At 63.4% G+C, this 26464-nt stretch carries 26 protein-coding genes; 12 read left to right on the top strand and 14 right to left on the bottom strand.

Annotated features, from left to right (window positions below):
- Nucleotides 1-24 precede the first annotated feature (24 nt).
- The 10 genes from B9Z01_RS26305 to B9Z01_RS26260 all read left to right on the top strand — a co-directional run bounded on the left by B9Z01_RS26305 (nt 25) and on the right by B9Z01_RS26260 (nt 10900).
- Entirely contained in the window at nt 25-555 is a 531-nt protein-coding gene (locus tag B9Z01_RS26305; RefSeq protein ID WP_085488481.1) for a cupin domain-containing protein, read from the top strand.
- A gap of 62 nt (nt 556-617) precedes the next feature.
- Nucleotides 618-1523 carry an alpha/beta fold hydrolase gene (locus B9Z01_RS26300; RefSeq protein WP_085488480.1) on the top strand — a complete coding sequence of 302 codons (906 nt, stop codon included), beginning with the start codon at nt 618-620 and terminating at the stop codon, nt 1521-1523.
- Between the two features lie 8 nt (nt 1524-1531).
- Nucleotides 1532-2407, top strand: a complete 876-nt coding sequence (locus B9Z01_RS26295; protein WP_208626226.1) for an IclR family transcriptional regulator — start codon at nt 1532-1534, stop codon at nt 2405-2407.
- Complete coding sequence (locus tag B9Z01_RS26290) at nt 2407-3216, top strand: SDR family oxidoreductase (protein ID WP_085488478.1); 810 nt, start codon at nt 2407-2409, stop codon at nt 3214-3216. The genes B9Z01_RS26295 and B9Z01_RS26290 overlap by 1 nt, the downstream gene beginning before the upstream one ends.
- Nucleotides 3209-4867, top strand: coding sequence for a thiamine pyrophosphate-binding protein (locus B9Z01_RS26285; RefSeq protein ID WP_085488477.1), 1659 nt, complete (start codon nt 3209-3211; stop codon nt 4865-4867). The genes B9Z01_RS26290 and B9Z01_RS26285 overlap by 8 nt, the downstream gene beginning before the upstream one ends.
- A complete protein-coding gene (locus tag B9Z01_RS26280) occupies nt 4860-5690 on the top strand; it encodes an aspartate dehydrogenase (RefSeq protein WP_085488476.1) in 831 nt (276 codons plus the stop codon). Before B9Z01_RS26285 ends, B9Z01_RS26280 begins: the two co-directional genes overlap by 8 nt.
- A gap of 43 nt (nt 5691-5733) precedes the next feature.
- Nucleotides 5734-7224 carry an aldehyde dehydrogenase gene (locus tag B9Z01_RS26275; RefSeq protein WP_085488599.1) on the top strand — a complete coding sequence of 497 codons (1491 nt, stop codon included), beginning with the start codon at nt 5734-5736 and terminating at the stop codon, nt 7222-7224.
- 23 nt (nt 7225-7247) lie between these two features.
- Nucleotides 7248-8213, top strand: a complete 966-nt coding sequence (locus B9Z01_RS26270; protein ID WP_085488475.1) for a VOC family protein — start codon at nt 7248-7250, stop codon at nt 8211-8213.
- A complete protein-coding gene (locus B9Z01_RS26265) occupies nt 8206-9471 on the top strand; it encodes an NAD(P)/FAD-dependent oxidoreductase (RefSeq protein WP_085488474.1) in 1266 nt (421 codons plus the stop codon). Before B9Z01_RS26270 ends, B9Z01_RS26265 begins: the two co-directional genes overlap by 8 nt.
- Before the next feature lie 25 nt (nt 9472-9496).
- A complete protein-coding gene (locus B9Z01_RS26260) occupies nt 9497-10900 on the top strand; it encodes an MFS transporter (protein ID WP_085488473.1) in 1404 nt (467 codons plus the stop codon).
- Nucleotides 10901-11005: 105 nt separating this feature from the next.
- Here B9Z01_RS26260 and B9Z01_RS26255 read toward each other — a convergent pair whose 3' ends face one another.
- From B9Z01_RS26255 to B9Z01_RS26240, 4 genes are all read right to left on the bottom strand, one after another.
- A complete protein-coding gene (locus B9Z01_RS26255) occupies nt 11006-11467 on the bottom strand; it encodes a GNAT family N-acetyltransferase (RefSeq protein WP_085488472.1) in 462 nt (153 codons plus the stop codon).
- 350 nt (nt 11468-11817) lie between these two features.
- Complete coding sequence (locus B9Z01_RS26250) at nt 11818-12021, bottom strand: DUF3562 domain-containing protein (protein ID WP_085488471.1); 204 nt, start codon at nt 12019-12021, stop codon at nt 11818-11820.
- Nucleotides 12022-12195: 174 nt separating this feature from the next.
- On the bottom strand, nt 12196-13269 hold the full coding sequence (locus B9Z01_RS26245) for a DMT family transporter (protein ID WP_085488598.1): 1074 nt from the start codon (nt 13267-13269) through the stop codon (nt 12196-12198).
- Between the two features lie 121 nt (nt 13270-13390).
- Entirely contained in the window at nt 13391-14689 is a 1299-nt protein-coding gene (locus B9Z01_RS26240) for a TAXI family TRAP transporter solute-binding subunit (RefSeq protein WP_085488470.1), read from the bottom strand.
- 311 nt (nt 14690-15000) lie between these two features.
- Between B9Z01_RS26240 and B9Z01_RS26235 the strand changes: the two genes are divergently transcribed.
- The gene (locus tag B9Z01_RS26235) at nt 15001-15435 is read left to right on the top strand and encodes a hypothetical protein (protein ID WP_085488469.1); all 435 of its coding nucleotides are present in this window, start codon (nt 15001-15003) and stop codon (nt 15433-15435) included.
- Nucleotides 15436-15477: 42 nt separating this feature from the next.
- On the opposite strand, the gene B9Z01_RS26230 is transcribed toward B9Z01_RS26235, so the two are convergent.
- The 9 genes from B9Z01_RS26230 to B9Z01_RS26190 form a co-directional block, all read right to left on the bottom strand.
- Complete coding sequence (locus tag B9Z01_RS26230) at nt 15478-16809, bottom strand: MFS transporter (RefSeq protein WP_085488468.1); 1332 nt, start codon at nt 16807-16809, stop codon at nt 15478-15480.
- 78 nt (nt 16810-16887) lie between these two features.
- Nucleotides 16888-17676 (bottom strand): enoyl-CoA hydratase-related protein, encoded by a 789-nt coding sequence (locus B9Z01_RS26225; RefSeq protein ID WP_085488467.1) that lies wholly within the window; start codon nt 17674-17676, stop codon nt 16888-16890.
- 19 nt (nt 17677-17695) lie between these two features.
- Nucleotides 17696-18529, bottom strand: a complete 834-nt coding sequence (aroE, locus tag B9Z01_RS26220; RefSeq protein ID WP_085488466.1) for a shikimate dehydrogenase — start codon at nt 18527-18529, stop codon at nt 17696-17698.
- A complete protein-coding gene (locus B9Z01_RS26215; RefSeq protein WP_085488465.1) occupies nt 18529-19749 on the bottom strand; it encodes a CaiB/BaiF CoA transferase family protein in 1221 nt (406 codons plus the stop codon). Before B9Z01_RS26215 ends, aroE begins: the two co-directional genes overlap by 1 nt.
- Nucleotides 19749-20207 carry a MaoC family dehydratase gene (locus B9Z01_RS26210; RefSeq protein ID WP_085488464.1) on the bottom strand — a complete coding sequence of 153 codons (459 nt, stop codon included), beginning with the start codon at nt 20205-20207 and terminating at the stop codon, nt 19749-19751. Before B9Z01_RS26210 ends, B9Z01_RS26215 begins: the two co-directional genes overlap by 1 nt.
- Before the next feature lies 1 nt (nt 20208).
- On the bottom strand, nt 20209-20601 hold the full coding sequence (locus tag B9Z01_RS26205) for a VOC family protein (RefSeq protein ID WP_085488463.1): 393 nt from the start codon (nt 20599-20601) through the stop codon (nt 20209-20211).
- Nucleotides 20598-21548, bottom strand: a complete 951-nt coding sequence (locus B9Z01_RS26200) for a ketopantoate reductase family protein (protein WP_085488597.1) — start codon at nt 21546-21548, stop codon at nt 20598-20600. The genes B9Z01_RS26205 and B9Z01_RS26200 overlap by 4 nt, the downstream gene beginning before the upstream one ends.
- Before the next feature lie 178 nt (nt 21549-21726).
- A complete protein-coding gene (locus tag B9Z01_RS26195) occupies nt 21727-22629 on the bottom strand; it encodes a DMT family transporter (RefSeq protein ID WP_338047425.1) in 903 nt (300 codons plus the stop codon).
- Nucleotides 22630-22772: 143 nt separating this feature from the next.
- On the bottom strand, nt 22773-24218 hold the full coding sequence (locus B9Z01_RS26190) for an MFS transporter (RefSeq protein WP_085488462.1): 1446 nt from the start codon (nt 24216-24218) through the stop codon (nt 22773-22775).
- Between the two features lie 244 nt (nt 24219-24462).
- On the opposite strand from B9Z01_RS26190, the gene B9Z01_RS26185 reads away from it, so the two are divergent.
- Nucleotides 24463-25368, top strand: coding sequence for a LysR family transcriptional regulator (locus B9Z01_RS26185; RefSeq protein ID WP_085488461.1), 906 nt, complete (start codon nt 24463-24465; stop codon nt 25366-25368).
- Nucleotides 25369-25473: 105 nt separating this feature from the next.
- On the opposite strand, the gene B9Z01_RS26180 is transcribed toward B9Z01_RS26185, so the two are convergent.
- A complete protein-coding gene (locus B9Z01_RS26180) occupies nt 25474-26394 on the bottom strand; it encodes a LysR substrate-binding domain-containing protein (RefSeq protein WP_085488460.1) in 921 nt (306 codons plus the stop codon).
- Nucleotides 26395-26464: the final 70 nt, after the last annotated feature.

Here is a 26464-nt window from a genome sequence, read left to right as displayed (position 1 = left end):
TTGTCGAATCGAAAGGAGAAAGAGATGGCGGACGCCGATAACGAACGCAAATCCTGGGAACAACCCGCGGACGCGAGCTTCCAGCAGTGGCTGGACGGGCGCGTCGCGCGCCTCGAAACGCGTCGCTACGACTGGGACGCGCTGAAGTTCCAGGCCGACTACGACCCGAAGTACCGCCGTGCGCAGATGCGCTACGTCGGCACGGGCGGTACGGGCGTCGCAAAGGACGTCAACACCATTCCGGCGGGCAGCTTCACGTTCTCGACGATGGTGATTCCGGCCGGCAACATCGGCCCGAGCCATATTCATACGGATGTCGAAGAAATCTTCTTCGTGCTGCGCGGCAAGATGAAAGTGGTCTGCGAGCGTGACGGCGAGACGTGGGAAGCCGTGCTCGGCGAGCGCGACCTGATCTCGGTGCCGCCGGGCGTGTATCGCACGGAAATCAACATCGGCGAGGAAGACGCGCTGATGTGCGTGATGCTCGGTTCGTCGAAGCCGATCACGCCGACGTATCCGCCGGATTCGCCGCTCGCGAAGATCAAGCGCAATTAAGGCGCAATGAAAGCGCGCCCGTAAGCCGTCCACGTCGTCTTATTTCACCCGCGAAGGAAATCATGTCCGCAGTCCCGTCCGCCAACGCCGATCAGCATGCCTCGCTCGAAGCGCGTCTCGCACGCTATCCGGCGCAGCAAAGCAGCCTGGCATCGCAACGCGTCGTGAGCTATCGCGAAGCCGGTCACACCGGCAACGATGCGCTGCCGCTCGTGCTGCTGCACGGCATTGGCTCGGGCGCGGCATCGTGGGTGCAGCAGTTCGACGCGCTCGGCGCGACGCGCCGCGTGCTGGCCTGGGATGCGCCGGGCTATGGCGCATCCACGCCGGTCGCGGCGCACTCGCCGGTTGCGCAAGACTACGCCGCCGTATTGAAGGAATGGCTCGACGCACTCGGCATTGAACGCTGCGTGCTGGTCGGGCACTCGCTCGGCGCGATCATCGCCGGCGCGTTTGCGGCTGCGCATCCGCAGCGTCTCGCCGGCCTGCTGCTGCTGTCACCCGCGGGCGGCTACGGCGCGGCATCGGCTGAAGTGCGCGAGGCGAAGCGCGATCAGCGCCTCGTGATGCTGAGCGAACTCGGCCCGCAAGGTCTCGCCGAAAAACGCAGCGCCAACATGCTGTCCGCCCACGCGAGCGACGAAGCGCGCGCATGGGTGCGCTGGAACATGTCGCGCGTGATTCCGCACGGCTACGCGCAGGCTACTCACCTGCTCGCCAACGCCGATCTCGCCGGTGACCTCGCGCGCTACGAAGGCCGCGTCGACGTCGTGGTCGGTGCCGCAGACACGATCACGACGCCCGAAGCCTGCGAAAAGATCGCGCTTGCCGCGCGGGTCCGCCTGCAGGTCGTGCCGCGCGCGGGACACGCGGGCTATATCGAAGAACCCGCCGCGTACACCGCGATCATCGACACGTTCAGCCGCGCAAGCGGCGCTCAACCGAGCCAACGCGGAGCCATTGAATGACGCCCGGAATGACGCCTGATAGGCCTGACACGCTCGATGCCGAGCGCAACGAAACCAGCGGCGATTCCGGTTACCGGGTGCCCGGTCTCGAACGCGGCCTGAAGATTCTCATGGAGTTCTCGCCGCGCGAGCCGGTGCTCGGCGCACCGGAACTGTCGCGTCGCCTGAATATTCCGCGCACGACGGTGTTCCGTCTCCTGCAAACACTCGAAGCGCTCGGCTTTCTCGAACGCGCCGACAAGGACCGCAACTATCGCCTCGGCGTCGCGGTGCTGCGGCTCGGTTTCGAATACCTGAGCTCGCTCGAACTGACCGACTTCGGTCTGCCGATCATCGAGCGGTTGCGCGATGACACCGGCCTCACGAGCCACATCGTGATTCGCGACGGACGCGACGTCGTGTTCGTCGCCAAGGCGCAAAGCCATGCGCCGATTTTCAGCTCGGTGAAGGTCAACGTCGGCACGCGCCTGCCCGCCTATGCGACGACGCACGGCCAGGTGCTGATGGGCGACCTGAGCTTCGAAGAACTGAAGAAGCTCTACCCCGAGCCGGAACTCGAGCGCTTCACGGCGCAGACGCCGGCCACGGTCGACGACCTCTACGAACGGATTCGCGACGACGCGCGGCGCGGTTTCGCGATCAGCGAGTCGTCGTTCGAACGCGGCATTTCGGTGGTGAGCGCGCCGGTGCGCAACGACACGCACCGCATCGTCGCCGTCATCACGACAACGATTCCGCGCCGCGAGATCGGCGCGTCGCTGCTCGACAGCGGCCTCGTCGACAAGGTGCGCCGCGCGGCCGAAGAACTTTCGCAGCGGCTCAACTACCGGCCGAAGCTCGGGCCGAACGCGGGCAGCAAATACATGAAAGCACTGGGGCTCTGATGATCCAAATCGATTTGACCGGACAGGTAGCGGTGGTGACGGGCGGTTCGTCCGGCATCGGTCTCGCGACCGCCGAACTGTTTCTGCGCGCGGGCGCCTCGGTTGCAATCTGCGGCCGCGACAGTGAGCGTCTCGCGAAAGCGCAGGCCGCGCTCAGCGCGAAGTGTCCCGACGCGCAACTGCTCGCGCATCGCTGCGACGTGCTGGACGCGAATGACGTGAGCGCGTTCGCGCAGGCAGTGCAGCAGCGTTTCGGCCGCACCGGCATGCTCGTGAACAACGCGGGCCAGGGCCGTGTGTCCACCTTCGCCGATACGACCGACGACGCGTGGCGCGAAGAACTCGACCTGAAGTACTTCGGCGTGATCCGCCCGACGCGCGCGTTTCTGCCGATGCTGAGCGATACCGCCGGCGCCGGCCGCAACGCGGCCATCGTCAACGTGAATTCGCTGCTGGCGCTGCAGCCCGAGCCGCACATGGTGGCGACCTCGTCGGCGCGCGCGGGCCTTCTGAGTCTCACGAAGTCGTTGGCGGTCGAACTCGCGCCGCAGCGCATTCGCGTCAACTCGATTCTGATCGGCATCGTCGAGTCGGGTCAGTGGCGCCGCCGCTACGAGACGCAGGCGCAGCCGGGCCAGAGCTGGGAAGACTGGACCGCTGAACTCGCGCGCAAGAAAAACATTCCGCTAGGCCGCTTCGGCCGTCCCGAAGAAGCCGCTCAAGCGCTTTTTTATCTGGCTACCACGCTGTCGTCGTACACGACGGGCAGTCACATCGATGTTTCTGGAGGCGTTGCACGACATGTCTAACAAAACCACCGTTGGCGAACTGATCGCCGCCTTTCTCGAGCAATGCGGCGTTCAAACCGCATTCGGCGTGATCTCGATCCACAACATGCCGATCCTCGACGCGATCAACACGCGCGGCAAGATCCGCTATGTCGGCGCACGCGGCGAAGCCGGCGCGGTGAACATGGCCGACGGCCTCGCGCGCGTCTCCGGCGGCCTCGGCGTCGCGTTCACGAGCACGGGCACCGCGGCGGGCAACGCGGCGGGCGCGATGGTCGAGGCGCTGACGGCGGGCACCGCGCTCCTGCACGTCACGGGCCAGATCGAAACCGAATACCTGGACCAGGACCTCGCGTACATCCACGAGGCGCCGGACCAGCTCTCGATGCTGCAATCGATCTCGAAGGCCGCGTTCCGCGTGCGTTCGGTCGAAACCGCGCTGCCGACGATCCGCGAAGCCGTGCGCGTTGCGCAAACCGCGCCGAGCGGCCCGGTCAGCGTCGAAATTCCGATCGACATTCAGGCCGCCGAAATCGAATGGCCGAACGACCTCGCCGCGCCGCACATCACGACGCTCACGCACTGCGAGACGCGCGTCGCGCAACTCGCGGAGCAACTGACGAAGGCGAAGCGCCCGCTCCTGTGGCTCGGCGGCGGCACGCGTCACGCGCGCGCGGCGGTCGAGCGTCTGGTCGCGCTCGGCTTCGGCGTCGTGACGAGCGTGCAGGGCCGCGGCGTGCTGCCCGAGGATCATCCGGCCACGCTGGGCGCGTTCAACGTGCACGCGGCGGTCGAGAGCTTCTACAAGACCTGCGACGCGCTGGTCGTGGTCGGCTCGCGTCTGCGCGGCAATGAAACGCTGAAGTACAAGCTCGCGCTGCCGCAACCGCTCTATCGCATCGACGCCGATGCGCTCGCCGACAACCGCGGCTATCGCAACGACATGTTCATTCACGGCGATGCCGCGTCCGTTCTCGACGAACTCGCGACGCTGCTCGAAGGCAAGCTGAAGGTCGATCCGCAGTTCGCGCAGGATCTGGCCGCCGCACGCGAAAGCGCGGTCGCCGACGTGAGCAAGGGGCTCGGCCCGTATAAGCGCCTCGTCGACGCGCTGCAAGACGCCGTGGGCCGCGACTACAACTGGGTGCGCGACGTCACGATCTCGAACAGCACCTGGGGCAACCGCCTGCTGAAAGTCTTCACGCCGCGCGCTGGCGTGCACGCGCTCGGCGGCGGCATCGGCCAGGGCATGCAGATGGGCATCGGCGCGGCGCTCGCGGGCAGCGCGGCGAAGACCGTGGCCCTGTGCGGCGACGGCGGCCTGATGGTCAACGTCGGCGAACTCGCGACGGCCGTGCAGGAAAACGCCAACGTGATGATCGTGCTGATGAACGACCAGTGCTACGGCGTGATCCGCAACATTCAGGACGCGCAGTACGGCGGCCGCCGCTGCTACGTCCAGTTGCATCAACCGGATTTCGCGCAGTTCTGCGAAAGCCTGAAGCTCACGCACTACCGCATCAAGTCGCTCGACGACGCCGCCGCGATCATCCGCGAGGGCATGGCGAAGAGCGGTCCGGTGCTGGTCGAGGTGGACATGCTGTCGGTCGGCTCGTTCGCGACCGCGTTCGCGGGCCCGCCGGTCAAGAAAGAGGAGCCGCAACATGCATGAGGCCGGCTACGCGGGACATCACGCGCCCATTGACGTCGCGATGATCGGCTTCGGCGCGATCGGCCAGGCGGTGTACCGCTCGGTCGCCGCCGATCCGGCGGTGCGCGTGTCGCACGTGATCGTTCCGGAGAGTCAGGTGGCGTCGGTGCGCGGAGTCGTGGGCGCGAGCGTGGACGTGGTGTCGTCGGTGCCGGCGCTCAGCACGCGGCCGCAATTCGCGCTCGAATGCGCGGGGCACAGCGCGCTCGTCGATCACGTCGTGCCGTTGCTGAAGTCGGGCACCGATTGCGCGGTCGCGTCGATCGGCGCGCTCTCCGACGTGACGCTGCTCGATGCGCTCGCCGCCGCAGCCGACGAAGGCGACGCGACGGTCACGTTGCTCTCGGGCGCGATCGGCGGCGTCGATGCGCTCGCGGCGGCGCGTCTCGGCGGCCTCGACGAAGTGCTGTACACGGGCCGCAAGCCGCCGACCGGCTGGCTCGGCACGCCGGCTGAAGAGGTCTGCGATCTGCGCACGCTCACCGAAGAGAAGGTGATTTTCGAAGGCAGCGCGCGCGACGCGGCCAGGCTCTATCCGAAGAACGCGAACGTCGCCGCGACGATCGCGCTCGCGGGCCTCGGCCTCGACAACACGACGGTCAGGCTCATCGCCGATCCGAACGTGACGCGCAACGTGCATCGCATCCTCGCGCGCGGCGCGTTCGGCGAGATGTCGCTCGAAATGAGCGGCAAGCCGCTGCCGGACAACCCCAAGACGTCCGCGCTGACCGCCTATAGCGCGATTCGCGCACTGCGCAATCGCGCGGCGCGCTGCGTGATCTAAGACCTGCCAGGCCCCTGGCTTGAAAGCTAACGGAATGACCGACATGACTCACTTCGATACCAGCCTCGTGCCTAACGGCGATATTTTCATCGGCGGCGAATGGCGGCAAGGGCGCGGCAACCCGTACAAAAGCCTGTATCCGGCGGATCAGTCGGTCAACATGGAAATCTCGACGGCCAGCGCCGACGACGCGCGCGAAGCGGTCGAAGCCGCTGACGCGGCATGGCGCAAGCCGGACTGGTCGGGTCTGAAGCCGCATCAGCGCGCGCTGATCCTGTATCGCATCGCCGACCTCATCATGGCGCGCCACGAAGCGCTTGCAAACCTGCAGCGCCGCGACAACGGCAAGCCGATCGGCGAGACGCGCGTGCTCGTGGCGAGCGCGGCGAACACGTTCCGCTATTTCGCGGCCTGCCTCGAAACGCTCGACGAAGAAGTCACGCCCTCGCGCGGCGACTATCTGACGATGAGCCTCTACGAGCCGATCGGTGTCGTCGCGGCCATCACGCCGTGGAATTCGCCGATCGCCTCCGACGCGCAGAAGCTCGCGCCGGCACTCGCGGCTGGCAACGCAGTGGTGCTGAAGCCCGCTGAAGTGACGCCGCTGGTGTCGCTCGCGCTTGCGCGCATCTGCGAGGAAGCCGGTGTGCCGAAGGGCGTGGTGAGCGTGGTGCCCGGCAAGGGCTCCGTGATCGGCGACGTGCTCGTGCGTCATCCGCTCGTGAGGAAGGTGTCGTTCACGGGCGGCACCGAAGTGGGCCGCGGCATTGCGCGCATCGCGGCGGACAAGCTGATGCCGGTGTCGCTCGAACTCGGCGGCAAGTCGCCGACCATCGTATTCGACGACGCCGATCTCGATCATGCGGTCAACGGCGTGCTGTACGGCATCTTCAGCTCGTCGGGCGAAGCGTGCATCGCGGGTTCGCGCCTCTTCGTGCAGCGCTCGATCTACGACACGTTCATGCAGCGTCTCGTCGAAGGCGCGCGCAAGCTGCGGGTCGGCGATCCGTCGCGCGAAAACACGCAGATGGGTCCGCTCATCACGCAGGCGCATCGCGAATCGGTCGAGCGCTATATCGCGCTCGGCCTCGAAGAAGGCGGCCGTCTTCTGTGCGGCGGCGAGCGTCCGGCCGGCGACGGCCGCGAAGCGGGCACCTATCTGCAACCGACGATTCTCGACGGCCTGACCAACAACGCGCGCATCTGCCAGGAAGAAATCTTCGGCCCGGTGCTCGTCGCGATGCCGTTCGACGACGAAGCGGCGCTGCTCAAGGAAGCGAACAACAGCGTGTTCGGCCTTGCCGCGGGCATCTGGACACGCGACTACAAGCGCGCCTACCGTACCGCGCGCGGACTCGAAGCCGGCACGATCTGGATCAACACTTACAAGCTGTTCTCGATTTCGACGCCGTTCAGCGGCTGGAAGGAGAGCGGCATGGGACGCGAAAAAGGCCGTCTCGGCATTCGCGAATACATGCAACAGAAGAGCCTCTACTGGGGCTTGAACGAAGCGCCGCTGGCGTGGGCGAACTAAAGCGGGCAACGAAGAGGCACGTTATGACGATTCTCGGCATTGAACAGATCACTTACGGCGTGACGGATCTCGCTACCTGTCGCCGCTTTTTCGCGGACTGGGGCGTCAAGGAGACCGCGCACGACGAAACGCACGCGCGCTTCGAAACACTGAACGGTTGCACGATTCTCGTCGTCGACGCGAACGAGCCGTCGCTGCCGCCCGCGTTCGAGGAAGGCCCGACGCTGCGCGAAGTGACGTGGGGCGTCGCGACGAAGGCGGAACTCGACGCGCTGCGCGGCCGCTTCGCCGGTCAGCCCGGTCATTTCGAAACCGACGACGCGGTTGGCTGCATCGACCCGAACGGCATGGCGATTCGCGTCGAAGTGACGCGCAAGCGTGCGGTGGACGTGCACGGTTCGCCGTCGAACGTGTGGGGCCAGACGCTGCGCGTCGATCAGCCGTCGCCGATCTACGAGCGCGCGGAACCGGTTGAAGTGGGCCACGTCGTGTTCTTCACGAACAAGCTCGCCGAGCAGGAAAAGTTCTATCACGAACTGCTCGGCTTCGAGACTTCGGACCGTTATCCGGGCCGTGGCGCGTTCATGCGCTGCGCGCCGCACGGCGGGCATCATGACCTGTTCCTGCTTGCGCTGCCTACGGCCAAACGCGGCCTGAACCACGTCGCGTTCACCGTGCGCGACATTCACGAAGTGTTCGGCGGCGGCATGCACATCAACCGTTGCGGCTGGGAAACGCAATTGGGACCGGGACGTCATCCGGTGTCGTCGGCGTACTTCTGGTACTTCAGGAATCCGGCCGGCGGCCTGATCGAGTATTACGCCGACGAAGACCAGCTCACGCCCGAATGGCAGCCGCGCGATTTCGAGCCGGGTCCGACCGTGTTCGCCGAATGGGCGATCGAAGGCGGCATCGACGGCAACACGCGGCGCCAGAAAGATGCGAAGGCGCCGGAAGGCAAGTTCATGACGGAGCGCAAAAATGACTGACGCTGCTACCGAAAAGGCCCAGGCCGCGCATGCGGGGCTCGAAGCGCCGCGCACGATCGTCGTGATCGGCGGCGGTCAGGCAGCCGGCTGGGTCGTGAAGACGTTGCGCAAGGAAGGCTTCGACGGCCGCCTCGTGATGATCGCCGACGAAGTGCATCTGCCGTACGAGCGCCCGCCGCTCTCGAAGGCGGTGCTGGCGGGCGAAGCGGACATCGAGACCGTGCGCCTCGTGAAGCCCGACGACATCGGCGCGCTCAACGTCGAAGCATGGCAACCCGATTGCGCGACGTCGATCGATCGCGAACAGCGCATCGTGCGCACGCGTTCGGGCCGCGAAGTGCAGTACGACCGGCTCGTGATCGCGACCGGCGGCGCGGCGCGCCGTCTGCCCGATGCGCTCGCGCAGACCTCGCATCTCGCCTATCTGCGCACGCTCGATGAAGCGGTCGCACTCGGCGAACGGCTGCGCGCCAGCCAGCGCGTGCTCGTGGTCGGCGGCGGCTGGATCGGTCTGGAAGTCGCGGCGACCGCGCGCAAGCTCGGCGTCGAGGCCTGTGTGGTGGAAGGCGCGCCGCGTCTGTGCGCGCGTTCGCTGCCGCCGCTGGTGTCGGATTTCCTGTTCGAACTGCATCGTGCGAATGGTGTGGACGTGCGTCTGAACGCATCGCTCGTGAAGCTCGAAGATCACCCGAACGACGCGAACCGCATTCGTGCGACGTTCGCGGACGGCTCGACGCTCGACGCCGATTTCGCGGTGGCCGGCATCGGTCTCACGCCGCACACGGCGATTGCCGAAGCCGCGGGCGTGAAGGTCGAGAACGGCATTGTCGTCGATCATTTCGGCGCGACCGACGACCCGCGCATCTTCGCCTGCGGCGACGTGGCGAATCATCCGAGCGCGTGGCTCAAGCGCCGCGTGCGTCTGGAGTCGTGGGCCAACGCGCAGAACCAGGCGATCTCCACGGCGAAAGCGCTGCTCGGCACCTTCGAACCGTACGCGGATATTCCGTGGTTCTGGTCCGATCAGTACGACGTGAACCTGCAGATTCTCGGCGACATCCCGGCCGATGCGCAGCTCGCGGTGCGCGGCGATCTGCGGGCCAGGCGCGCGACGCTGTTCTATCTGGAAGACGACGTGATTCGCGGCGTGATCGCGATCAACACTCCGCGCGAGTTGAAGCTCTCGCGCAAGTGGATGAACCAAGGCCGGACCATCGACCTTGCCACCCTGACTGACGCCTCAACGGCGCTTGCCTAACCATTCTTACGGACGGCACCTCGGCATGAGAACCATCGATAACACTACAGGAGACCGCAGCAGCGCCGGTGTTTCAGGCGCTGTGACCCAGGGCTCGATCATTGCGCGTCTCGAGCGCATGCCGAGGAACGCGCTGCAGGTACGTGCCCGTATCCTGATCGGTCTCGCGACGTTCTTCGACGGCTTCGACGTGATCGCAATCGCGACGACTCTGCCTCTCCTGATCGCGAAGTGGCACCTGACACCATGGGACGTCGGTTTCCTTCTTGGCTCCGGTTCCGTAGGACAACTGATTGGCGCGTTCCTGTTTCCGTGGTATGCGGAGCGTGGCGGACGCGTGAGGGCGATTGCGCTGAGCTCGGGCATTATCGGCATTACCAGTATCGCGTGCGGCTTTGCGCCGACGTTCGCGGTGTTCGTCGCGCTGCGTATCGTCCAGGGTCTGGGGCTCGGCGGCGAACTGCCGGTGGCCGCGACTTATATCAACGAGATCAGCCGCGCGCATGGCCGTGGACGTTTCGTTCTTCTGTACGAAATCGTCTTCCCGATCGGCTTGCTCGCCTCGAGCGCGATGGGTGCGTGGATCGTGCCGCGCTTCGGCTGGCAGACGATGTACTTCATCGGCGGCGCGCCGCTGATCCTGTTCTTCGTGCTGCGCAAGCTCGTGCCGGAATCGCCGCGCTGGCTCGCCGTGCGCGACCGGATGGCCGAAGCCGATTCCGCCGTGCTGGCGTTCGAACGTGCCGCGAAGGTGCCGCTGCCACCGGTTGCACGCGCGTCCGAATTCGACGAGATGGTCAATCGCCATCCGAAGCGCCGCATCGCGGACCTGTTCGGCCCGGCTTATCTGAAGCGCACGCTCGCCGTGGCGATGCTGTGGGTCACCTGCGGCTTCATCCAGTACGGTCTGTCGACCTGGCTGCCGACGATCTACCGCACGATCTATCACGCGCCGCTGCAGCTCGCCCTGAACCTGGCCGTGGCGGCTTCGGTGCTCGGCGTGCTCGGCTCGCTCGTCTGCGCGCTGCTGGTCGACAAGGTGGGACGCAAGCCGATCATCAACGTCTCGTTCCTGTTATGCGCGATTTCGCTGGCGATGGCGGGCGTGTTGCACAACTCGTCGGTGTACGTGGTCGCCACTTGCTGTGCGCTGGCGCTCGGCTTTCTCGCCAGCGGCTTCATCACCGCGTACGTGTACACGCCGGAGCTGTACCCGACGAGCGTCCGCGCGATGGGTTGCGGCATTGGCGGCGCGTGGCTGAAGGTCGCGGCGATCTTCGCACCGGCCATCGTTTCGAAAACGATGATCGGCGGGAATCTCGACGTGGCGTTCTATATTCTCGCGGCCGTGCCGTTTCTCGCGGCGATCGCGGTGCATTTTCTCGGTGTCGAGACCAAAGGCAAAGTGCTGGAGCAGCTCGAGGCTTGAAATCCGGGATCGCGTTACTGATAGACGCGCAATGAAACGAAAGGCGCACCGGGTGGTGCGCCTTTCGTCTTTTTGGCATTCGCTCCTGAACTGCGACGCCGTGCGTTACAGCGCCCTGCGATAAACCACGAATCCCGACTTGTCCGCGACCTGGTCGTAAAGCTTCATCGCGGTGTGATTCGTCTCATGCGTCTGCCAATAGACGCGCTCCGAACCATCGGCTTTTGCGCGCGCATAGACGGCTTCGATCAGCGCGCGTCCGACGCCTTTGCCGCGCTCGGTGTCGAGCGTGTAGAGGTCCTGCAGATAGCAGATCGGCCCCGCCATCGTCGTGTGACGGTGGTAGAGGAAATGCACGATGCCGACCAGTTGCCCGTCGCGTTCGGCGACGAACGCGTGCATCGGCTCGTAGCCGTCGAAGAAACGATTCCACGTGATTTGCGTGATTTCGCGCGGCAACGCGGTGTCGCCCGAGCGGCCGTAGAACGCGTTGTACGCGTCCCATAGCGGCAACCATGCGTCGAAGTCTTCACGGATGACGGCGCGAATCTGGATCTGGGCAGACATGTGTGCGGTTCCTTGTCGGATGATGAGGGCAGGGGCGAGCCCATAGCGGGCCGTCGGAACCGACAGGATAGGAAATTAGCGGCACTATTAGTAGCTCCACAATCTGCGCAAGATCTGGGGCCACTTGCCGGATGAAGCGTTACGCAGTGAAGCCTTCGATGCACACGAGTGCGGCGCGCGTCATCGCGGCTTCGCCGGTGAAATCCTGCTGGGGGACGAATAGCGCGCTGGCGTCGGACACGGTTATGCAGGCGACGGGCGTCGCCGTGCAATTGTCGCGCGTGTCCGGGTTTCCCCGAGGATAGAGCAGATGGTGAAGTGGTCTCCGCGCACCACCGCGTGCCACAGTGTCAATGCTTGCGATTCGGACTATGGAGAAGCTGGTTGCGCACCTTCTTCGCGGCGAAGAGCGGCACGTAATCGAACACGCGCGCTTCGTGCCGGTAATCGGCGAGCGTATCGGCGTACATGCGGGACACCGTTTCGGTTGGCGTGTCGGTTTCTTCGGCGATGCTTTTCACCACTTCGTCTACATTAGGCTCGGGCTGCGACATGGATCTCTCCGGATGGGGCGGCGGGCTGGGTGGACGGAACGCGGACAGCAGGAGTTCATTACAGGATGCGATTCGCAAGCATGCCAATTGAATCGATCTATCGCACGATCCGTTCCACAGAGATTTTTGACTTGTGTCGCGGTGAGCGGCCGTCTGATGGGGCCCTGCCGAAAATCAATGGGTATGGCGGTGATGAATATCTGGGAAATGCGCATGGGCATGCGTGACCGGTGCATGGTGATGCGGATGGGTGTGTGGTTCCTCACCGTCCCATGCGAAATCGTGTTCGTGCTGGTGATGCGCGTCATGCCGATGACGATGCGTATGGTCGAGCGCCTCGTGGGTGTGCGGGTGCTCGTGGCGTTCGCGCACGTGCAGCCAGACGCCGAGCGCCATCAGCGCGGCTGCGATCCAGAATTGCAGGGTCGGGAGTTCGGGCCACAGCAGCCACGACAGCGTCACGCCGAATAACGGCGCCACCGAGAAATACGCACCGGTTCGCGCGCTGCCGAGATTGCGCAGCGCAACAACGAACAACACGAGGCTCACGCCATAACCCGCGAAGCCGGTCAGCATGGCGAGCGCGACGCTCCACGCATGCGTGCCGTGCGGCCAGCTCGCGCCGACGGCGAACGCAAGCGCTACGTTGACCGGCCCCGCAACGAGCCCCTTGAGACAGGCGATGAATGTCGCGTCGTGCGCCGACACCTTGCGCGTAAGGTTGTTGTCAATAGCCCAGCACGCGCAGGCGCCGGCGAGCAGCAGCGCGCCTGGCGGCAAGCCGGCCGCGCCTGGTTGCCAGGACAGCGCGACGCCGCCCGCGACGATCGCAACCATGCCGAGAAACACCTGCACGTCGACGTTCTCGCGGAATACGAGCCACGCGATCAGCGCGGTGAACACGCCTTCGAGATTGAGCAGCAGCGAACCGGTGGCGGCCGGTGTGGTGTTCAAACCGAGCATCAACAGTGCGGGCCCGGCGACGCCGCCTGCGGCAATCGCGCCGGCCAGCCAGGGCAGGTCGCGCAACGGAAAGCGGTGCCGCTCCCTTTGCTGGACGGCGGCGCGTGGCGCCAACCGGCGCGCCAGAATCACGACGCCAAGGCCGACGCCGCTGCCAACATAAAACAGGCCCGCCAGCAAAAACGGCGACAGCGAACCCAACAGCGCTTTCGCGAGCGGCGTGGTCGCACCGAACAGCGCGGCGGCGAACAGAGCGGTGAAGGCGGCGCTACGACGGGAGGGCATCGGCGGACCGGTGGCAAGGGCAATGAAGATGCGCACACGATACCGCGACTGGCGAGGCGGCGGGTGGACCGGGCCGGAAAGGTTACAGCGGCGTAAGCCACGCGTTCCGGCCCTCGCGCGGCTATCTTGTGGCCTTCTGCGCCACGTGCTCGATCCGGTCCCGCACAATCCCGATCGCCTGCTTGAGCGCGTAGACGTCCTGGAAGTAGCGATACGGAATCCGGATCTGGCTCGCGCTGGCGTCGATGCTTTCGATTTCGTCGCTCCATTGCGCGACTTGCGCTCGAGTCGGCTCGCTGTTTTTCCACACTTCGTCTTCGAGCGCCTTGATCTCGCGATACCAGACCACCAGCCGCTTTTTCATGCGAGTTTCGAGCATGCGCGGCAGCGCCTGCATGAGGCCGATCAATAGCGCCATGAACGGCAGCAGGATCAGCAGCCGTCGTTCGATCAGACTCGCGAGCCAGAACGGCAGGTAGCGATACAGGAACGGCCGGCCCGATTTGAAGTAGCGGACGCTTTCGTCGGAGATCGGGAATTCCTGGGTGCGCAGATTCGGAAACGTGCCGAGCGGCGTGAAGTAATCCTCGCCGCCGTGGACCGTGCGCGCCGCGTCGAGCAGCAGATAGGTGAGCGCTGGATGCAGCGTGTCCTTCGACACGAGCAGCGCGGTGGCCGCAAGCAGCGTGACGTCGCTGCGCGGCAGATCGTCGGCGACGCTGGTCGAGGCGCGCGGCAGGACGATCTTCGAGAGCGACGGGAATTTCTGCACGAGTGCGTCGGCCTGCGCGAAGCTCATCAGCTTCAGGTTGCTGGTGAGCAGCGTTCGTTGCATGTCGGCGTCGGGTCTGCCGATAAAGAAGGCCGCGTCGACCTGACCATTTTCGAGTCCCTGATAAGCCGCGTTCGCATCCATTTGCAGCAGCGTCGTGTTCTGACTCGTGATGCCGCTATAGCCGAGCAGAACCTGCGATACGTTGAGCAGGCCGCTGCCGGGTACGCCGAGCGAAATCCGCTTGCCGCGCAGTTGCGAGAGCCGGTCGATCGTCGCGTCGCCGCGATAGAACACCCAGATCGGTTCGTACGAGACGGCGGCGATCGTTTGCAGGTTGTCGGTGTCTTTCGGATTGGTCGTGCCCGACTGGATGAAGCCGACTTCGTAGGCGCTGTCGGGGTCTGTCAGCCGCTGGTAATTTTCGACCGAGCCCGACGAGCTGCGGATGTCGAGCTTGATGCCGTCGCGCTTCAGGATGGGCGCGTAGCGATCGGCAAAGCCGCGATAGATGCCGCCGTCCGCGCCGGTCGTGATGACGATCGTGCGCTGGAACGCGGGTTCGAGCACGAGCGCGAACATCCAGCCGAGCGCGGCAAGCAGCACGATCGCGCCGACGATCAGAAGGCGCCGCCGCCGCCGCGTCATGGGGGTTCTTTGGCTGCGCTGAAGCGCGGGGTTGTGTCTGGGCATCGTTACCCGTCTCTGGTCAGGTCCGGCCTGGGTGAGTCGTGACGTGGACTCAGGTGGATTTGGTTTTGGGTTCTTTGGACTTTACGATATCAGAAGGTTTTGTTCGATAGCCAGTGCTGTGAGGGTGGGATTTTTATGTCGCTGCTCGGGTTTGTCGAGGATGTGCTTGCCCCCATGCCCACAATTGGAGTATCGATCCACTTAGCGGGAAGCTCGGGCGCGGCCCTGGTCTGCCCTTCTCCCTGCTCCCTTGATCAGCGAAAGAAATGGAAAAGTTAAATTACATAAACGTGCGGGATTTGCAGGATTTTCCCAGCTTCCACGACGCAGAACTCTTTCAGATTGAGCACCGTCGTGATGATCGCGAGTTGGAGCTTGGTTTTAGACGTGTCAATGGAGAAATTGAGTTCCTGCTTTTCACGCAGGTGATTTCGCAGCGCATGGTGGACTTCACCGAGCAGAACGTGGCGTCGCGATTACTGCTATCGCCGAAGCATTCGTTTTCCGTCAGCGAAGTACGTACCTTAATCGGATGGGTACGCAGTTATACCGATTCCAAACCTGCATCTGTATCTGACGAACAGGTGGAACAGCTCCATCACGCTTTGCTTGAAGGAACGGCGACCCTATTCACGCTCGATCCCTCATGCGGTGCTGAAATGGTTGTGCTGTGCGAATCTGCGTGGTTGCGACAACGCTAAGGGCCTATGTATATCGTCACCGGTAGCTCATGAACGACCAGATCAACGCGTCGATTCTGTTTTCTGCCAACTGTCCGGACCAATATAGATTGCCAACATGGACAGCAGGTTGAACGCAATACCGAGGCCAACGATCGGCCATGTCGCATCACCGGTATGCGCCTGAATCAGGGTTGCGGCAAACGGCGCGCTGCTGCCAACCACCACGGCCAGGTTGTAGGCGACCGCGGACCCCCGGTAGCGGATTTCCGTCGGGAAGGCTTCCGCGAAATAGGCAGGCTGCACGCCTGCATGGAACTGGGCCGCACACAGCAGAAAGACGACGGCCACGGCAATCAGCAGCGTGTTGCCGCTGAGCACAAGCGGGAAGAAGACGACGAACGCAAGCAGCATCGTGCGTGATCCGACCAGCATGGCCGTGCGTCGCCCGACCCGATCACACAATGCACCGCCGATACCCATCGCAAACATCGAGCAGATATGGGCGAGAATCAGGATCGCGAATGCGGTCGGTTTTGCCATGCCGAGCTTGTTGGTGACGAACGACAGAATGAACACCGTCGCGATGAAATAAGCAACCGACACTGCCACCCAGACTATCATCAGCCGGAACACCGTTCCTGCATAGCTCAGGAATGCAACGGCGGGCTGACTATCGCCCCGACGCTTCCTCTCCATTTCCACCTTGAACGCAGGGGTCTCCGAGATTCGCATCCGGATGAACAGCCCGATCGCTACCAGCAGGAAGCTGAACAGGAAGGGCACCCGCCATCCGAAGCGCAGGAACTGATCGTTTGTCAGCAACGCGGCCACCCCGAAGAGCAGCGCATTGGCCAGCACCTGCGCGAGCGGCGAGCCCATCGCGATAAAGGAGCTATAGAAGCCGCGCCGGTCTTTGGGCGCGTGTTCCATCGTCAGCAATTGACTGCCGGTGACTTCGCCCCCGAGTGCGAACCCCTGCATGAATCGCAGTACGACCAGCGCGAGCGGCGCTATCACGCCAATCGATGCATATGTCGGTAGTACGCCGATCAGGAAGGAGCAGATGCCCATCAGCAAAAACGTGAAAACCAGCATGTTCCGGCGGCCGACGCGGTCGCCCAGATAGCCGCACACGAGGCCACCCAGTGGGCGGGCGACGAACCCAACGGAGAAGGTCGCGAAAGCAGCGAGGGCGCCCGTCGTGGGATCGGTCTCCGAGAAAAATAACTGCGGCAGCACGGTTGCCGCGATCGCGCCGTAAGCCGCGAAATCGAGCCACTCCAGTGCCGACCCCGCGATGCTGCTCAGCGCAGCGCGGTTGGCCATGTCCGTGCCGTCAGACGCAGCGCCAACGTCGGCATGGCGATCCAGCGCTTCTCCTGGGTTATTCATTCTTTGTCTCCTGATGGGATTTTCGCCGCTCGGGTCGAGTGGCCAGATATGGATGGTTGCGGCGAGCCGTTCCGCCGATCAGCGTCCTGTCCAGTTCGGCGGGCGTTTCTGGGTGAACGCTTTCGGACCTTCGCGGGCGTCATCGCTGGCGAGCATGCGCTGCGCGAGCGGGTAGTCTTCGTGCATCGTCGAGGCGAGGTTTGCCCGTGCGAGGCTTTGCAGCATCACCTGTTTCGACGCCTGCACGGCAAGCGGCGCGCCAGCGAGAATCTCTTGCGCCAGGGTGCGGGCACGGGTCATCAATTCGGCCGCCGGAGCGACTTCGTTGATCAAGCCAATGCGCTTCGCTTCTTCGGCTGAAATCCGTGTGCCGGTCAGGACGAGCGCCATCGCGTCCTTCATGCCGATCTGTCGAGGCAGGCGTTGCAACAGACCGCCGCCCAATGCGGCGAGTCCGACGCGAGGTTCGGGCAAGCCGAACTGCGCGTGATGAGCCGCGATGCCAAGATCGCATGCTGCGAGAATCTCCATGCCGCCGCCGAGGCACAGACCATTCACCGCTGCGATCAGGGGTTTCCAAAGGTCGAACCGGTGGGTGATGCCGGCGAATCCGGTCGATGGCTTGGTGTGGTCGCCCGTTGCATCGAGCGCTTTCAGGTCGGTGCCAACGCAGAAGGCCCGCTCGCCGGCACCTGTCACGATCGCGACACGTAGCGACGGATCCGCAGCGTAGCGATCGAATGCATCGGCGAATTCGCGGTGCGCGTCCGGATGCATCGCGTTGAGGACCTCGGGGCGATCGATCGTCAAGGTCAGCAATGGACCATCGACCTCGAAGCGGCAGTAACGATAGGATTCAGGTGCCATTGCGAGCCTCCGCACGCGCTCAATCGAGGGGAACGGTAAGCCGGTCGATCACCGCCCGCGTCTGAGGACGCACGCCGCGCCACCATGCGAACGCTTCGGCGGCCTGTTCCACAAGCATCCCGACACCGTCCGCGATACCCAGCACACCCGCGTTGCGTGCGAGTTGCAGAAAAGGTGTGAGACGCTTACCGTACGCCAGCTCATAGGCTGCTCCGGTCGGGCTGAATACTGATGGAGGTACTGGCGGGAGTTCGCCGGTGAGGCTCGCTGAGGTCGCGTTGACTACGAGGTCGAAGCGCCCCATGGCGTCGAGGTCGCCATACCCGCATGCGACGAGAAAGTCGCCCGTCGCGACTTGTGCGGCCAGCGCCTTGACCTTCGCGACATCCCGGTTCGCAACGACGAGTTCAGCGGGAAGCGCCGCGATGAACGGTAGCAATGCGCCGCGCACCGCGCCTCCCGCGCCGAGCACCAGCACGCGCTTGCCGGCCATCGGTGTTTTCAGATTGACTTCGATGTCGCGTACGAGGCCGACGCCGTCGAAGTTCTCCGCGATGATGCGACCGTCCCTGAAGCTCAGCGCATTCGCCGCGCCAGCGAGTGCCGCCCGCTCGCTGCGTTCGTCAGCCATCGCGAACGCCTTCAGCTTGAAGGGCGCTGTCACGTTCATGCCTTTGCCGCCGCCCGCGATAAACGACCGGACGGTCGCAGCGAAAGCGTCATCCGGCTCCAGCGGTCCTTCGATTGCCACGTACGACATGTCCTGCTGCGATTCTTCGGCAAACAACCCGTGAATCAACGGCGATTTCGTGTGGCCGATCGGATTGCCGATCACTGCGTACTGGTCGCTCATCAAGGCCTCACCTTCGAATACAGCACGCCGTCCGTCTGCATGGCATCAATCTCGGCCGCACCAAAGCCGAGTGACGCAGCGACTTCCGCATTGTGCTGACCGAGGTCCGGCCCAACTTCGCGGATGGTCGTGTCACAGCCGGAGAAGCGGAACGGCAGATTCGGCAGGCGCAAGGTGCCGAAGCGTGGGTGTTGCTGCTCGACCACCATGCCGCGCGCGATGATCTGCGGATCGGCCAGCACCTCGTCGATGCGCTGCACCTTCGCGCAAGGCACGTCGATACTATCGAGCAATTCCAGCACCTCGGCGACGCGCCGTCCGGCAACCCAGGGCTTCACCACCGACAGAATTTCCACGCGATTCGCATTGCGCCCGTTCAGCGTGTGGAAGCGCGTGTCCATGCCGAACCCGGCTGGTCCGCCATGTGTCTCGATCAGGGCCGCAAAGCGTTTCCACGCGTCGTCGACCTGTGCGGCAATCACGAGGTCGCCATCTGCCGCGCGGAACACGCCGTAGAGCGTCGACGTAGGCATGTCGTGACCCGTCTGTTCGGGAACGATGCCCTGCGTCGTGTAGCACTGCACTGCGTATTCGTGCATCGACACGAGCGTGTCGTACAGCGCCATGTCGATGTGCTGTCCGCGGCCGCTCTTCACGCGGCCGAGCAGCGCGGCATTGATCGCCGCCACCGCGTGAATGCCGGTGTACATATCACCGAGCGAGATGCGCATCAACGGTGGCGGTTCGCCAGGATTGCCGATCATCTGCATGATCCCGCTCTTCGCCTCGGCGATCAGGCCGAAACCGGCGCGGTGCGCGTCCGGTCCCGTGTGGCCGTAGGCGGAGATGGAGCAATAGACGAGACCCGGATTACGCGTGGACAGTTCGTCGTAGCCGAGCCCAAGTTTGGTCAGCGCGCCCGGCCGGTAGTTCTCGACGAACACATCCGCCGAGTCGCACAGCCGTTGCATGAACTCCTTCCCACGCGGGTCGCGCATGTTGACGCTGACGCCACGCTTGCCCATGTTCATTTGCAGAAAGTAAGCGCTTTGCTCGTCGTCCAGCACGGTGGCATGTTGACGGCCCGCGTCGCCGGTGACCGGACGTTCAACCTTGATTACTTCGGCGCCCAGCGCCGCGAGACAGCGCCCGACATACGGACCGGCGAGAAAATGGCTGTAGTCGACGACGCGAATACCTTCAAGAGGACGTGCCTGCATCAGAATGCTCCCGGTCGGCGCGGCACCATCAAACGGTGCTCGCCATGCTGGACGACCTGGCCGTCCTGATTGATCAGCTCCGACGGCAGCACCACAATGCCCCAGTCCGGACGGCTCCTGCTGGCCCGCATCGTGCCGACGCGGAATTTCACGTGCAGCACGTCGTTCAATTTGATCGGCAGATTGAAGTCCCATGTCCAGCCGAGCGACATGCCCGGTAGAAAGCGGTATTCGCTTTGAGTCTTGAGTCCGTCGGCAATGGACAAGCCGAACAGGCCGTGTGCGACGATCGAGCCGAAGTGGCTCGCGTTCGCATATTCCTCATCGACGTGGACAGGTGTGTGATCGCCCGTCAAATCGGCGTAGGCCAGAATGCGCTCTTTGGTCACCGTGTAAGTCGGACTTACGCACTCGTCGCCTTCACGGGCGTCGTCCCAGTATTTATCGACGATCGTCATTTCAAGCCTCCGCGCGCGGGTTGATGTTCAGTGCTCGCGCCACGCACGAGGCGGGCTTCGCCTGGATCAGTTCGACGGCGAGGCCGTCCGGCAGACACAACCAGTTGCGCCCCTGTGGCATCTCGCTTACGTCGTACCGCTGCGCCGCGGCGAGCGCGGCTTCCATGTCTTCGCACATGACGCCAAGGTGGCCGAGCCGGCCCTCGGGCGCGTCGTAGTTGGGGTTATGAATGAATTGCAAACCACCTATGGTCCAGTACTGACGGGGTTCATCGACGCTGCCGTCCACTTCGCGCATCGTCATGCCAAGCACGTCTTCGAAGAAGCGGATGTGCCAGTGGATATCCTTCACCCAGATGGCCACGTGTTCCAGATAGGCCTTGCTGCCGTTCATAGGGTTGTCTCCTTGTGTTGTCGGTCGGCCATGGCACGCTCGATGCCCTTGATGCAGGCGACCAGTGTCGCGTTGACCGGGGTCGGCACGCCGTGCCGTTGTCCCCAGCGCACGACCGCGCCGTTGATGAAGTCGATTTCGGTGATGGAGCCTTTTTCGAGGCTTTGCAGCATCGAAGTCTTGAAGCCTGGCGAAAGTCCTTCGCCGGCGAGCGTCCAGGCACGCTCAGGGTCGGTGGTGGAGAGCGTGACGCCAGCGGCCTGGGCAACCGCCATCGCTTCGGCGACCGCTGCAAGCGCAGCCGTCCTCAAAAGCGGTTCGTCGTAAAGCTGGCCATATGTGAGCCCGGTCGTGCCGGTCAGTGCGCCGGTCGCGACATTGACCAGCAGCTTGTCCCACATCGTGCCGACGATATTGGCGCTGACCGTCGTATCCAATCCAGACGCATTGAACGTTTCGGCGATTGCATTCACGCGGGAGGTAATCCGGCCGTCCAGTTCGCCAATGTGGGTCGTTTTGCCGGCGACGCCAGACTCGATGTGTCCCGGATTGCGCATCACGCCACCGACATATGTCTTGCCGGCGAGCACGCGCTCGCGCCCTACGACGTCAGCAAGCACATCTTCGTGCCCGAGGCCGTTCTGCAATGACAGAACAAGCGTTTCTGGCCCGATCAGGTCCAGAGCGCCACGTATCGCAGCGTCGGTATCGAATGACTTGACCAGCACGACGACCAGATCGACGACGCCGGCTTCGGCAGCCCGTGTCGTGGCGCGAACTTTCACGCGGCGGGAGCCGTTCGTATCGTCTACCTGTAGACCGTCACGCCTCATCGCCTCAACGTGCGCTGCCGAGCGGTTCAGCAACCAGACGTCGTTGCCGCCTTCGGTGAGCGCTGCACCAATCGCACAGCCCAGCGCACCCGCACCCAGAATCGCAATCTTCACTGCCGTCTCCTTAACATGAAGATCAAGATACAAGCCGGCGATCATGTCAGCAATGCAATGAATTCAATGACGTCATTGCCATAGGCAATATTGTTCGATGCATGATGGTGAAACTCCGAAGTCATTTGCACAGGATCACTAACGATGGATTTGCCCGACGGCGGAGGTGCGCGGCGTTTCACCGAAGCCGTGCGCGGGCATGCAGCAAAACGGTGCAGATCCCGCTAACGGCAATCACGAGCATGCCTACGGCAGTCCAGAGGTCGGGGATCTTGCCAAAGAGCGCCCAGCTGAAAAGCGTTGCGAACGCAAGTTGCGCGTAGCTGAACGGAGTGAGGAGAGCGAGCGGTGTTCTGCGTAATGCCTGTAGCATCAGCAGATGGCCGAAGGTCGCGAGTGACGCCATCACGAGGACCAGCAGCCAACTGCCCACCGTCACCTTGCGGATTTCAGGCAGGAGGTCCGCCTGGTCGACCCATAAAAGTCCAGCGAGCGCGACACTCGCGACTAATGCGGTAATGAAATTGGTCGTGGTCGGGTCGCCGGCCGTCGACAGTTTGCTCGACACGACCTGAAAGCATGCGAACGTCGTGGCGGCGCCGATCGGAAATGCCACTGTCCAGCTGAAATCGCCACTACCTGGCCGCACGACGATCAACATGCCGATGAAGCCCAGAACGACCATCGACCATTTGCTTTTCGGCACTTCCTCGTTGAGCAGGGTAGCCGCGAGCAGCGTAGCAATCAGCGGTGCCATCATCGCCAGTGACGTGGTGACTGGGAGCGGCAAATAGCGCAAGCCCGCGAATGTGCAAGCCGAATTGAGAAGGAGCAGCAACGCGCGCAGGAGTTGCAATTTAAGCGCGCCCGCGTTGCGGAAAGGGTTAATGCCCTGTCTTACCTGCCACGTGCCGAGGGCGATGGCCTGGAAGCTATAGCGTCCGAAAAGCAGGGCTACCAGCGGCACCGCCGCGCCGATGACCTTGACGGTGGAATCGCTCGCGGCGAACGTTGCTGTCGTCGCGATCATCAGCACAATGCCAGCTTCGGCGGTCATCGGAAGCGTGATCTGGCGGTTCAAATTGACGTCCGTAATAAGGCCGCCTGATCAGCAGTGGTGGAATTTCGGCAATGCACGTCGTACGTATGAAAAAGGCGGTTACTGGGACGGGCGAGACCGTCGTCGCAACGCAGGCGCTTCGGTGCAAGCGCCTGCATTGCTTGCTAGGGTGCCTGCATCGTGGCCTTTGCGACTCTTATATCGTCCAGGGTTTGTGCACGCAGCTGATCGTACTGTTCCTTCGGGATCGGGAGCGCAGCGCTATTGCCCAGATCATCCAGCCGGACGCGATATGTCTCTCTCGCGCTCCACGCGGCAAGCGCGGAAATGATCGTCAGGCCAAAAGTGATGGATCCGACGATGAGCGGAATATTGTTCGATCCAGGTGGCGCGACGGCGGCAAAGAGCGCCGGAAGCAGTGCGGTGATGGTCGTGCCGAGATTCTGTGCGATTGCCATGGCCGAGACGCGTGAGCGGGTCGGGAAAAGCTCCGGGTAGTAACTGGGAAAGATCGCGTTATACCCCTGATAAACCACGCCCCACATGAGTATTGACATGATGAACGCGAACGGCAGGTTGTGGATGCTGATCGCGTACAGATACCCGAATGAGAGCAGACCGGACGACAGCGCACCGACGATGATGGGAATCCTGCGGCCGATGCGGTCGGAGAGGTTGCCGACGTAGGGAATCACCAGAACCGCCACAATGTTTCCGATCACTGGAATCCACAGGTACACGCTTTTGTGAAAGCCGATGCCATACGAATCCTGTACCGCATAGGCGGCCCCGAAGATCGTTGCGACTACCGGAATGACGTTCATGAACGCCATGCCCACGACCCGGATCATGTCGCGCCAGCTGTACTTGAACGCCTCGATAATCGGTGCGCGGGCGACCTGGCCCTGCTCGTCTTCTTTCGCGAAGGCTGCCGTTTCCTCGACTTCACGCCGGATGATGAAGCCCGCCAGCAGTACAACAGAACTTAAAAGGAAAGGAATGCGCCAGCCCCACGATACGAACAGTTCTTCAGGCATGTAATACGCGAGCGGCAGGAACACGGCGGCGGCGAGAATCTGGCCAGCCTGCACGCCCTGCAACGTGAAGCTTGCGAAGTAACCGCGTCGTCCGAATGGCGCCTGCTCCATGATCATCGAGCTGGCCCCCGAGATCTCGCCGGCTACGGCGAATCCCTGTACGAGGCGCAGGATCACGAGTAGCGTGGGGGCGAGCATGCCGACCGAGTGATAGGTCGGCAGAAGCCCAACGGCCATGGTGGAGAAACCCATCAGGAACATGCACAGCAGCAGCACGGTTTTACGCCCCTGCGTATCGCCCCAGTGCCCGAGGAAAAATGCACCGATAGGCCGCGCCACGTAGCCGACGCCGTAGGTCGCAAGCGACGCGACAATTGCGATTTTCGGGTTCCCCGCAGGGAAGAAGATTTGTGGAAAGATGAGAGCGGCGGCCTGCGCATAGATGAAGAAGTCGTAGTACTCAAGCGCGGAACCTATCCAGCCGCTCGCTCTGGCCTTCTTTGCCTGCCTGCGTCGCTTCGCGGTGGCGGCCCCATCACCTGCGCCGCCCAGTGACAGCGATTCCCTTTCCATGAAGTCTCCTGATTTTTTAAGTTTGCCGGAGCACCATTGACGGCTGCATTCCCGGTGTTTCGCGCTGGCCGGATATCTGGAGGTGGCTCCTGCGGAGTCGAGCGTGAATAACGGCCAGCGCGCAACGAGCCTGGACGCCGATCCCGTGGCCATTCCTCCTTGACCTGAAGCCCAAGATACGAGCGGATATTCATTTCCGCAATGCTATGATCGCAATGACATCATTGCGTGAGGCAATAGTCTTATGAGCTCAACTGAACTCCCTGATTTGAAGTTGCTGCAGCTATTCGATCTCCTCTACGATGTCCGCAGCGTCACACGCGTGGCCGAGCAGCTAGGACAGAGTCAGCCAACGATCAGCATCTGGCTGGGACGTTTGCGGGAGCATCTGCACGACCCACTGTTCATACGAACGCCGGCCGGCATGGCGCCGACGCCACAGGCCGATGCCTTGATCGGGCCGTGCCGGGAAATCCTGGAGTCACTACGCCGCTTCGCGGCCTGGGAAATTGCGTTTGATCCCGCCACCGCCAAGCGGCGTTTCCGGATCTGCATGACCGACGCCAGTCACATCACGCTATTACCGCGAATGTTGGCGCATGTGCGCGCGCAGGCACCGGGTATACGCCTCGAAGCGGCGCGTATCGACGGCAATACCGAACGGGCGCTGGAGTCCGGCGAGGCAGACCTTGCCATTGGTCATGTTCCCTGGCTTGGAGGGGGGATTTATCAACAGCAGCTTTACATGCAAGACTGGGTCTGCCTGACGAATCGTCGTCATCCAAGACTGAAGAGCAAACTGGGACTGAAGCAGTACCGCGCGGAAGGGCACGTCGCGATCACAGCGGGGACGGGCGCACAGTTGCTAGAACAAGCGCTGGTGCGTGAGCACATCGACCGCGAGGTAGTGTTGGAGTTGCCGGGGTTTCTCGGACTTGGGGCGATCATCAAAAGCACTGACCTGATAGCGACGTTGCCACGGCACATCGGCGAAACTTTGGCGAAGGTCAATGATCTGGTGGTTCACGCATGTCCGGTTCCTGTGGACAGCTTCGCCGTGCGGCAGCACTGGCACGGCAGATATCATCACGAAGCCGGAAACCGCTGGTTGCGCAGTCTGGTCGTGCAGCTGTTTTGCAGTACGGCTTGACGAGAGATCGCCCGAACTCGTAACAGGTAACAAGCAGCAGGTAACAAGCAACAGGTAACCGGCCGCTTCGCGAAACCCAAGAAACGGCTCCCGCATTCGACAACGCTAAACCCCCACCTCACCCCCCAAATCCCGCGCAATAAACTCCACAAACGCGCGAATCCGATTCGACATCTGATGCCGCGGCGAATACACCGCGAAGATATCGGCGTTCGGCGTATCGTGATCGGGCAGCAACTGGATCAGCGAGCCATCGGCGAGGTACTGCCTGATGTCCCACTCGGCGCGCATCAGGATGCCGTGTCCTTCGAGCGCCCACTTCACGGCAATCTCGCCGTCGTTGGTCGTGAGCGTGCCCTTGATGCGCACTGCCTCCGTCCTGCGAGCGGCGCCTCGTCCCGAAGTCAGGCGCCACACGCCGTACGCTTCGTCGCCCTGACGGATGCCGATGCAGTTGTGGCGCGTCAGATCGTGCGCGGTGAGCGGCATGCCGTGCGCCGCGATGTACGACGGCGCCGCGCACAGCAGACGCCGGTTCGGCGCGAGGCGGCGCGCGACCACGCGCGTGTCGGGCGGCTCGCCGAAACGGATGCAGACGTCGAAGGTGTCGTCGGTGAGCGGCGGGGGCGTCACCGAAAGCTGCAACTGCACCGACACCTGCGGATACTTCGCGACGAAGCGCGCAATGGCCGGCCCGACGTGGCTGCGTCCGAAGCCGAGCGTCGCGTTCACGCGCAGCAAGCCCTTCGGCGTTTTCTTCGCCGAGCCGAGCAGTTCGGCCAGCTCGTCGATTTCATCGAGAATCCGCCGCGCGTGCTCGAGATACAGCTCGCCTTCAGGCGTGAGCATCATGCGGCGCGTCGTGCGGTTGACGAGCGCGACACCCGCGCGCTGTTCCATCTGCGTGAGGCGCTTGCTGACGGCGGCGGCCGTCAGCCCCAGTTCGCGCGCGGCCGCGCTCAGGCTGCCGGAGGCGGCGAGCGTCGAGAAAAAGCCCAGATCCGCTGGCTGGACGGTATCGCGCATCGTCGTTTCAGCGCCTTTTCATTTGTGAATTCAAGTTAAAGATGCTTTGAGTTTAGCACCGGTTTTTGCC

Source organism: Paraburkholderia susongensis (genome assembly GCF_900177725.1).
Taxonomy (GTDB): domain Bacteria; phylum Pseudomonadota; class Gammaproteobacteria; order Burkholderiales; family Burkholderiaceae; genus Paraburkholderia; species Paraburkholderia susongensis.
The sequence above is the reverse complement of the archived record's forward strand: the minus strand, read 5'-3'. Positions and strand labels throughout refer to the sequence as shown.

Bases quoted from the DNA above. Each gene is read 5' to 3' on its own strand.
- B9Z01_RS26190 (WP_085488462.1), bottom strand. From the start codon at position 24,218: ATGGAAAGGGAATCGCTGTCACTGGGCGGCGCAGGTGATGGGGCCGCC.
- B9Z01_RS26305 (WP_085488481.1), top strand. From the start codon at position 25: ATGGCGGACGCCGATAACGAACGCAAATCCTGGGAACAACCCGCGGAC.
- B9Z01_RS26210 (WP_085488464.1), bottom strand. From the start codon at position 20,207: ATGACGATCGTCGATAAATACTGGGACGACGCCCGTGAAGGCGACGAG.
- B9Z01_RS26260 (WP_085488473.1), top strand. From the start codon at position 9,497: ATGAGAACCATCGATAACACTACAGGAGACCGCAGCAGCGCCGGTGTT.
- B9Z01_RS26240 (WP_085488470.1), bottom strand. From the start codon at position 14,689: ATGACGCGGCGGCGGCGGCGCCTTCTGATCGTCGGCGCGATCGTGCTG.
- aroE (WP_085488466.1), bottom strand. From the start codon at position 18,529: ATGAGCGACCAGTACGCAGTGATCGGCAATCCGATCGGCCACACGAAA.
- B9Z01_RS26250 (WP_085488471.1), bottom strand. From the start codon at position 12,021: ATGTCGCAGCCCGAGCCTAATGTAGACGAAGTGGTGAAAAGCATCGCC.
- B9Z01_RS26255 (WP_085488472.1), bottom strand. From the start codon at position 11,467: ATGTCTGCCCAGATCCAGATTCGCGCCGTCATCCGTGAAGACTTCGAC.
- B9Z01_RS26225 (WP_085488467.1), bottom strand. From the start codon at position 17,676: ATGGCACCTGAATCCTATCGTTACTGCCGCTTCGAGGTCGATGGTCCA.
- B9Z01_RS26205 (WP_085488463.1), bottom strand. From the start codon at position 20,601: ATGAACGGCAGCAAGGCCTATCTGGAACACGTGGCCATCTGGGTGAAG.
- B9Z01_RS26215 (WP_085488465.1), bottom strand. From the start codon at position 19,749: ATGCAGGCACGTCCTCTTGAAGGTATTCGCGTCGTCGACTACAGCCAT.
- B9Z01_RS26180 (WP_085488460.1), bottom strand. From the start codon at position 26,394: ATGCGCGATACCGTCCAGCCAGCGGATCTGGGCTTTTTCTCGACGCTC.
- B9Z01_RS26280 (WP_085488476.1), top strand. From the start codon at position 4,860: ATGCATGAGGCCGGCTACGCGGGACATCACGCGCCCATTGACGTCGCG.
- B9Z01_RS26275 (WP_085488599.1), top strand. From the start codon at position 5,734: ATGACTCACTTCGATACCAGCCTCGTGCCTAACGGCGATATTTTCATC.
- B9Z01_RS26185 (WP_085488461.1), top strand. From the start codon at position 24,463: ATGAGCTCAACTGAACTCCCTGATTTGAAGTTGCTGCAGCTATTCGAT.
- B9Z01_RS26245 (WP_085488598.1), bottom strand. From the start codon at position 13,269: ATGCCCTCCCGTCGTAGCGCCGCCTTCACCGCTCTGTTCGCCGCCGCG.
- B9Z01_RS26230 (WP_085488468.1), bottom strand. From the start codon at position 16,809: ATGAATAACCCAGGAGAAGCGCTGGATCGCCATGCCGACGTTGGCGCT.
- B9Z01_RS26290 (WP_085488478.1), top strand. From the start codon at position 2,407: ATGATCCAAATCGATTTGACCGGACAGGTAGCGGTGGTGACGGGCGGT.
- B9Z01_RS26270 (WP_085488475.1), top strand. From the start codon at position 7,248: ATGACGATTCTCGGCATTGAACAGATCACTTACGGCGTGACGGATCTC.
- B9Z01_RS26235 (WP_085488469.1), top strand. From the start codon at position 15,001: ATGGAAAAGTTAAATTACATAAACGTGCGGGATTTGCAGGATTTTCCC.
- B9Z01_RS26285 (WP_085488477.1), top strand. From the start codon at position 3,209: ATGTCTAACAAAACCACCGTTGGCGAACTGATCGCCGCCTTTCTCGAG.
- B9Z01_RS26295 (WP_208626226.1), top strand. From the start codon at position 1,532: ATGACGCCTGATAGGCCTGACACGCTCGATGCCGAGCGCAACGAAACC.
- B9Z01_RS26300 (WP_085488480.1), top strand. From the start codon at position 618: ATGTCCGCAGTCCCGTCCGCCAACGCCGATCAGCATGCCTCGCTCGAA.
- B9Z01_RS26265 (WP_085488474.1), top strand. From the start codon at position 8,206: ATGACTGACGCTGCTACCGAAAAGGCCCAGGCCGCGCATGCGGGGCTC.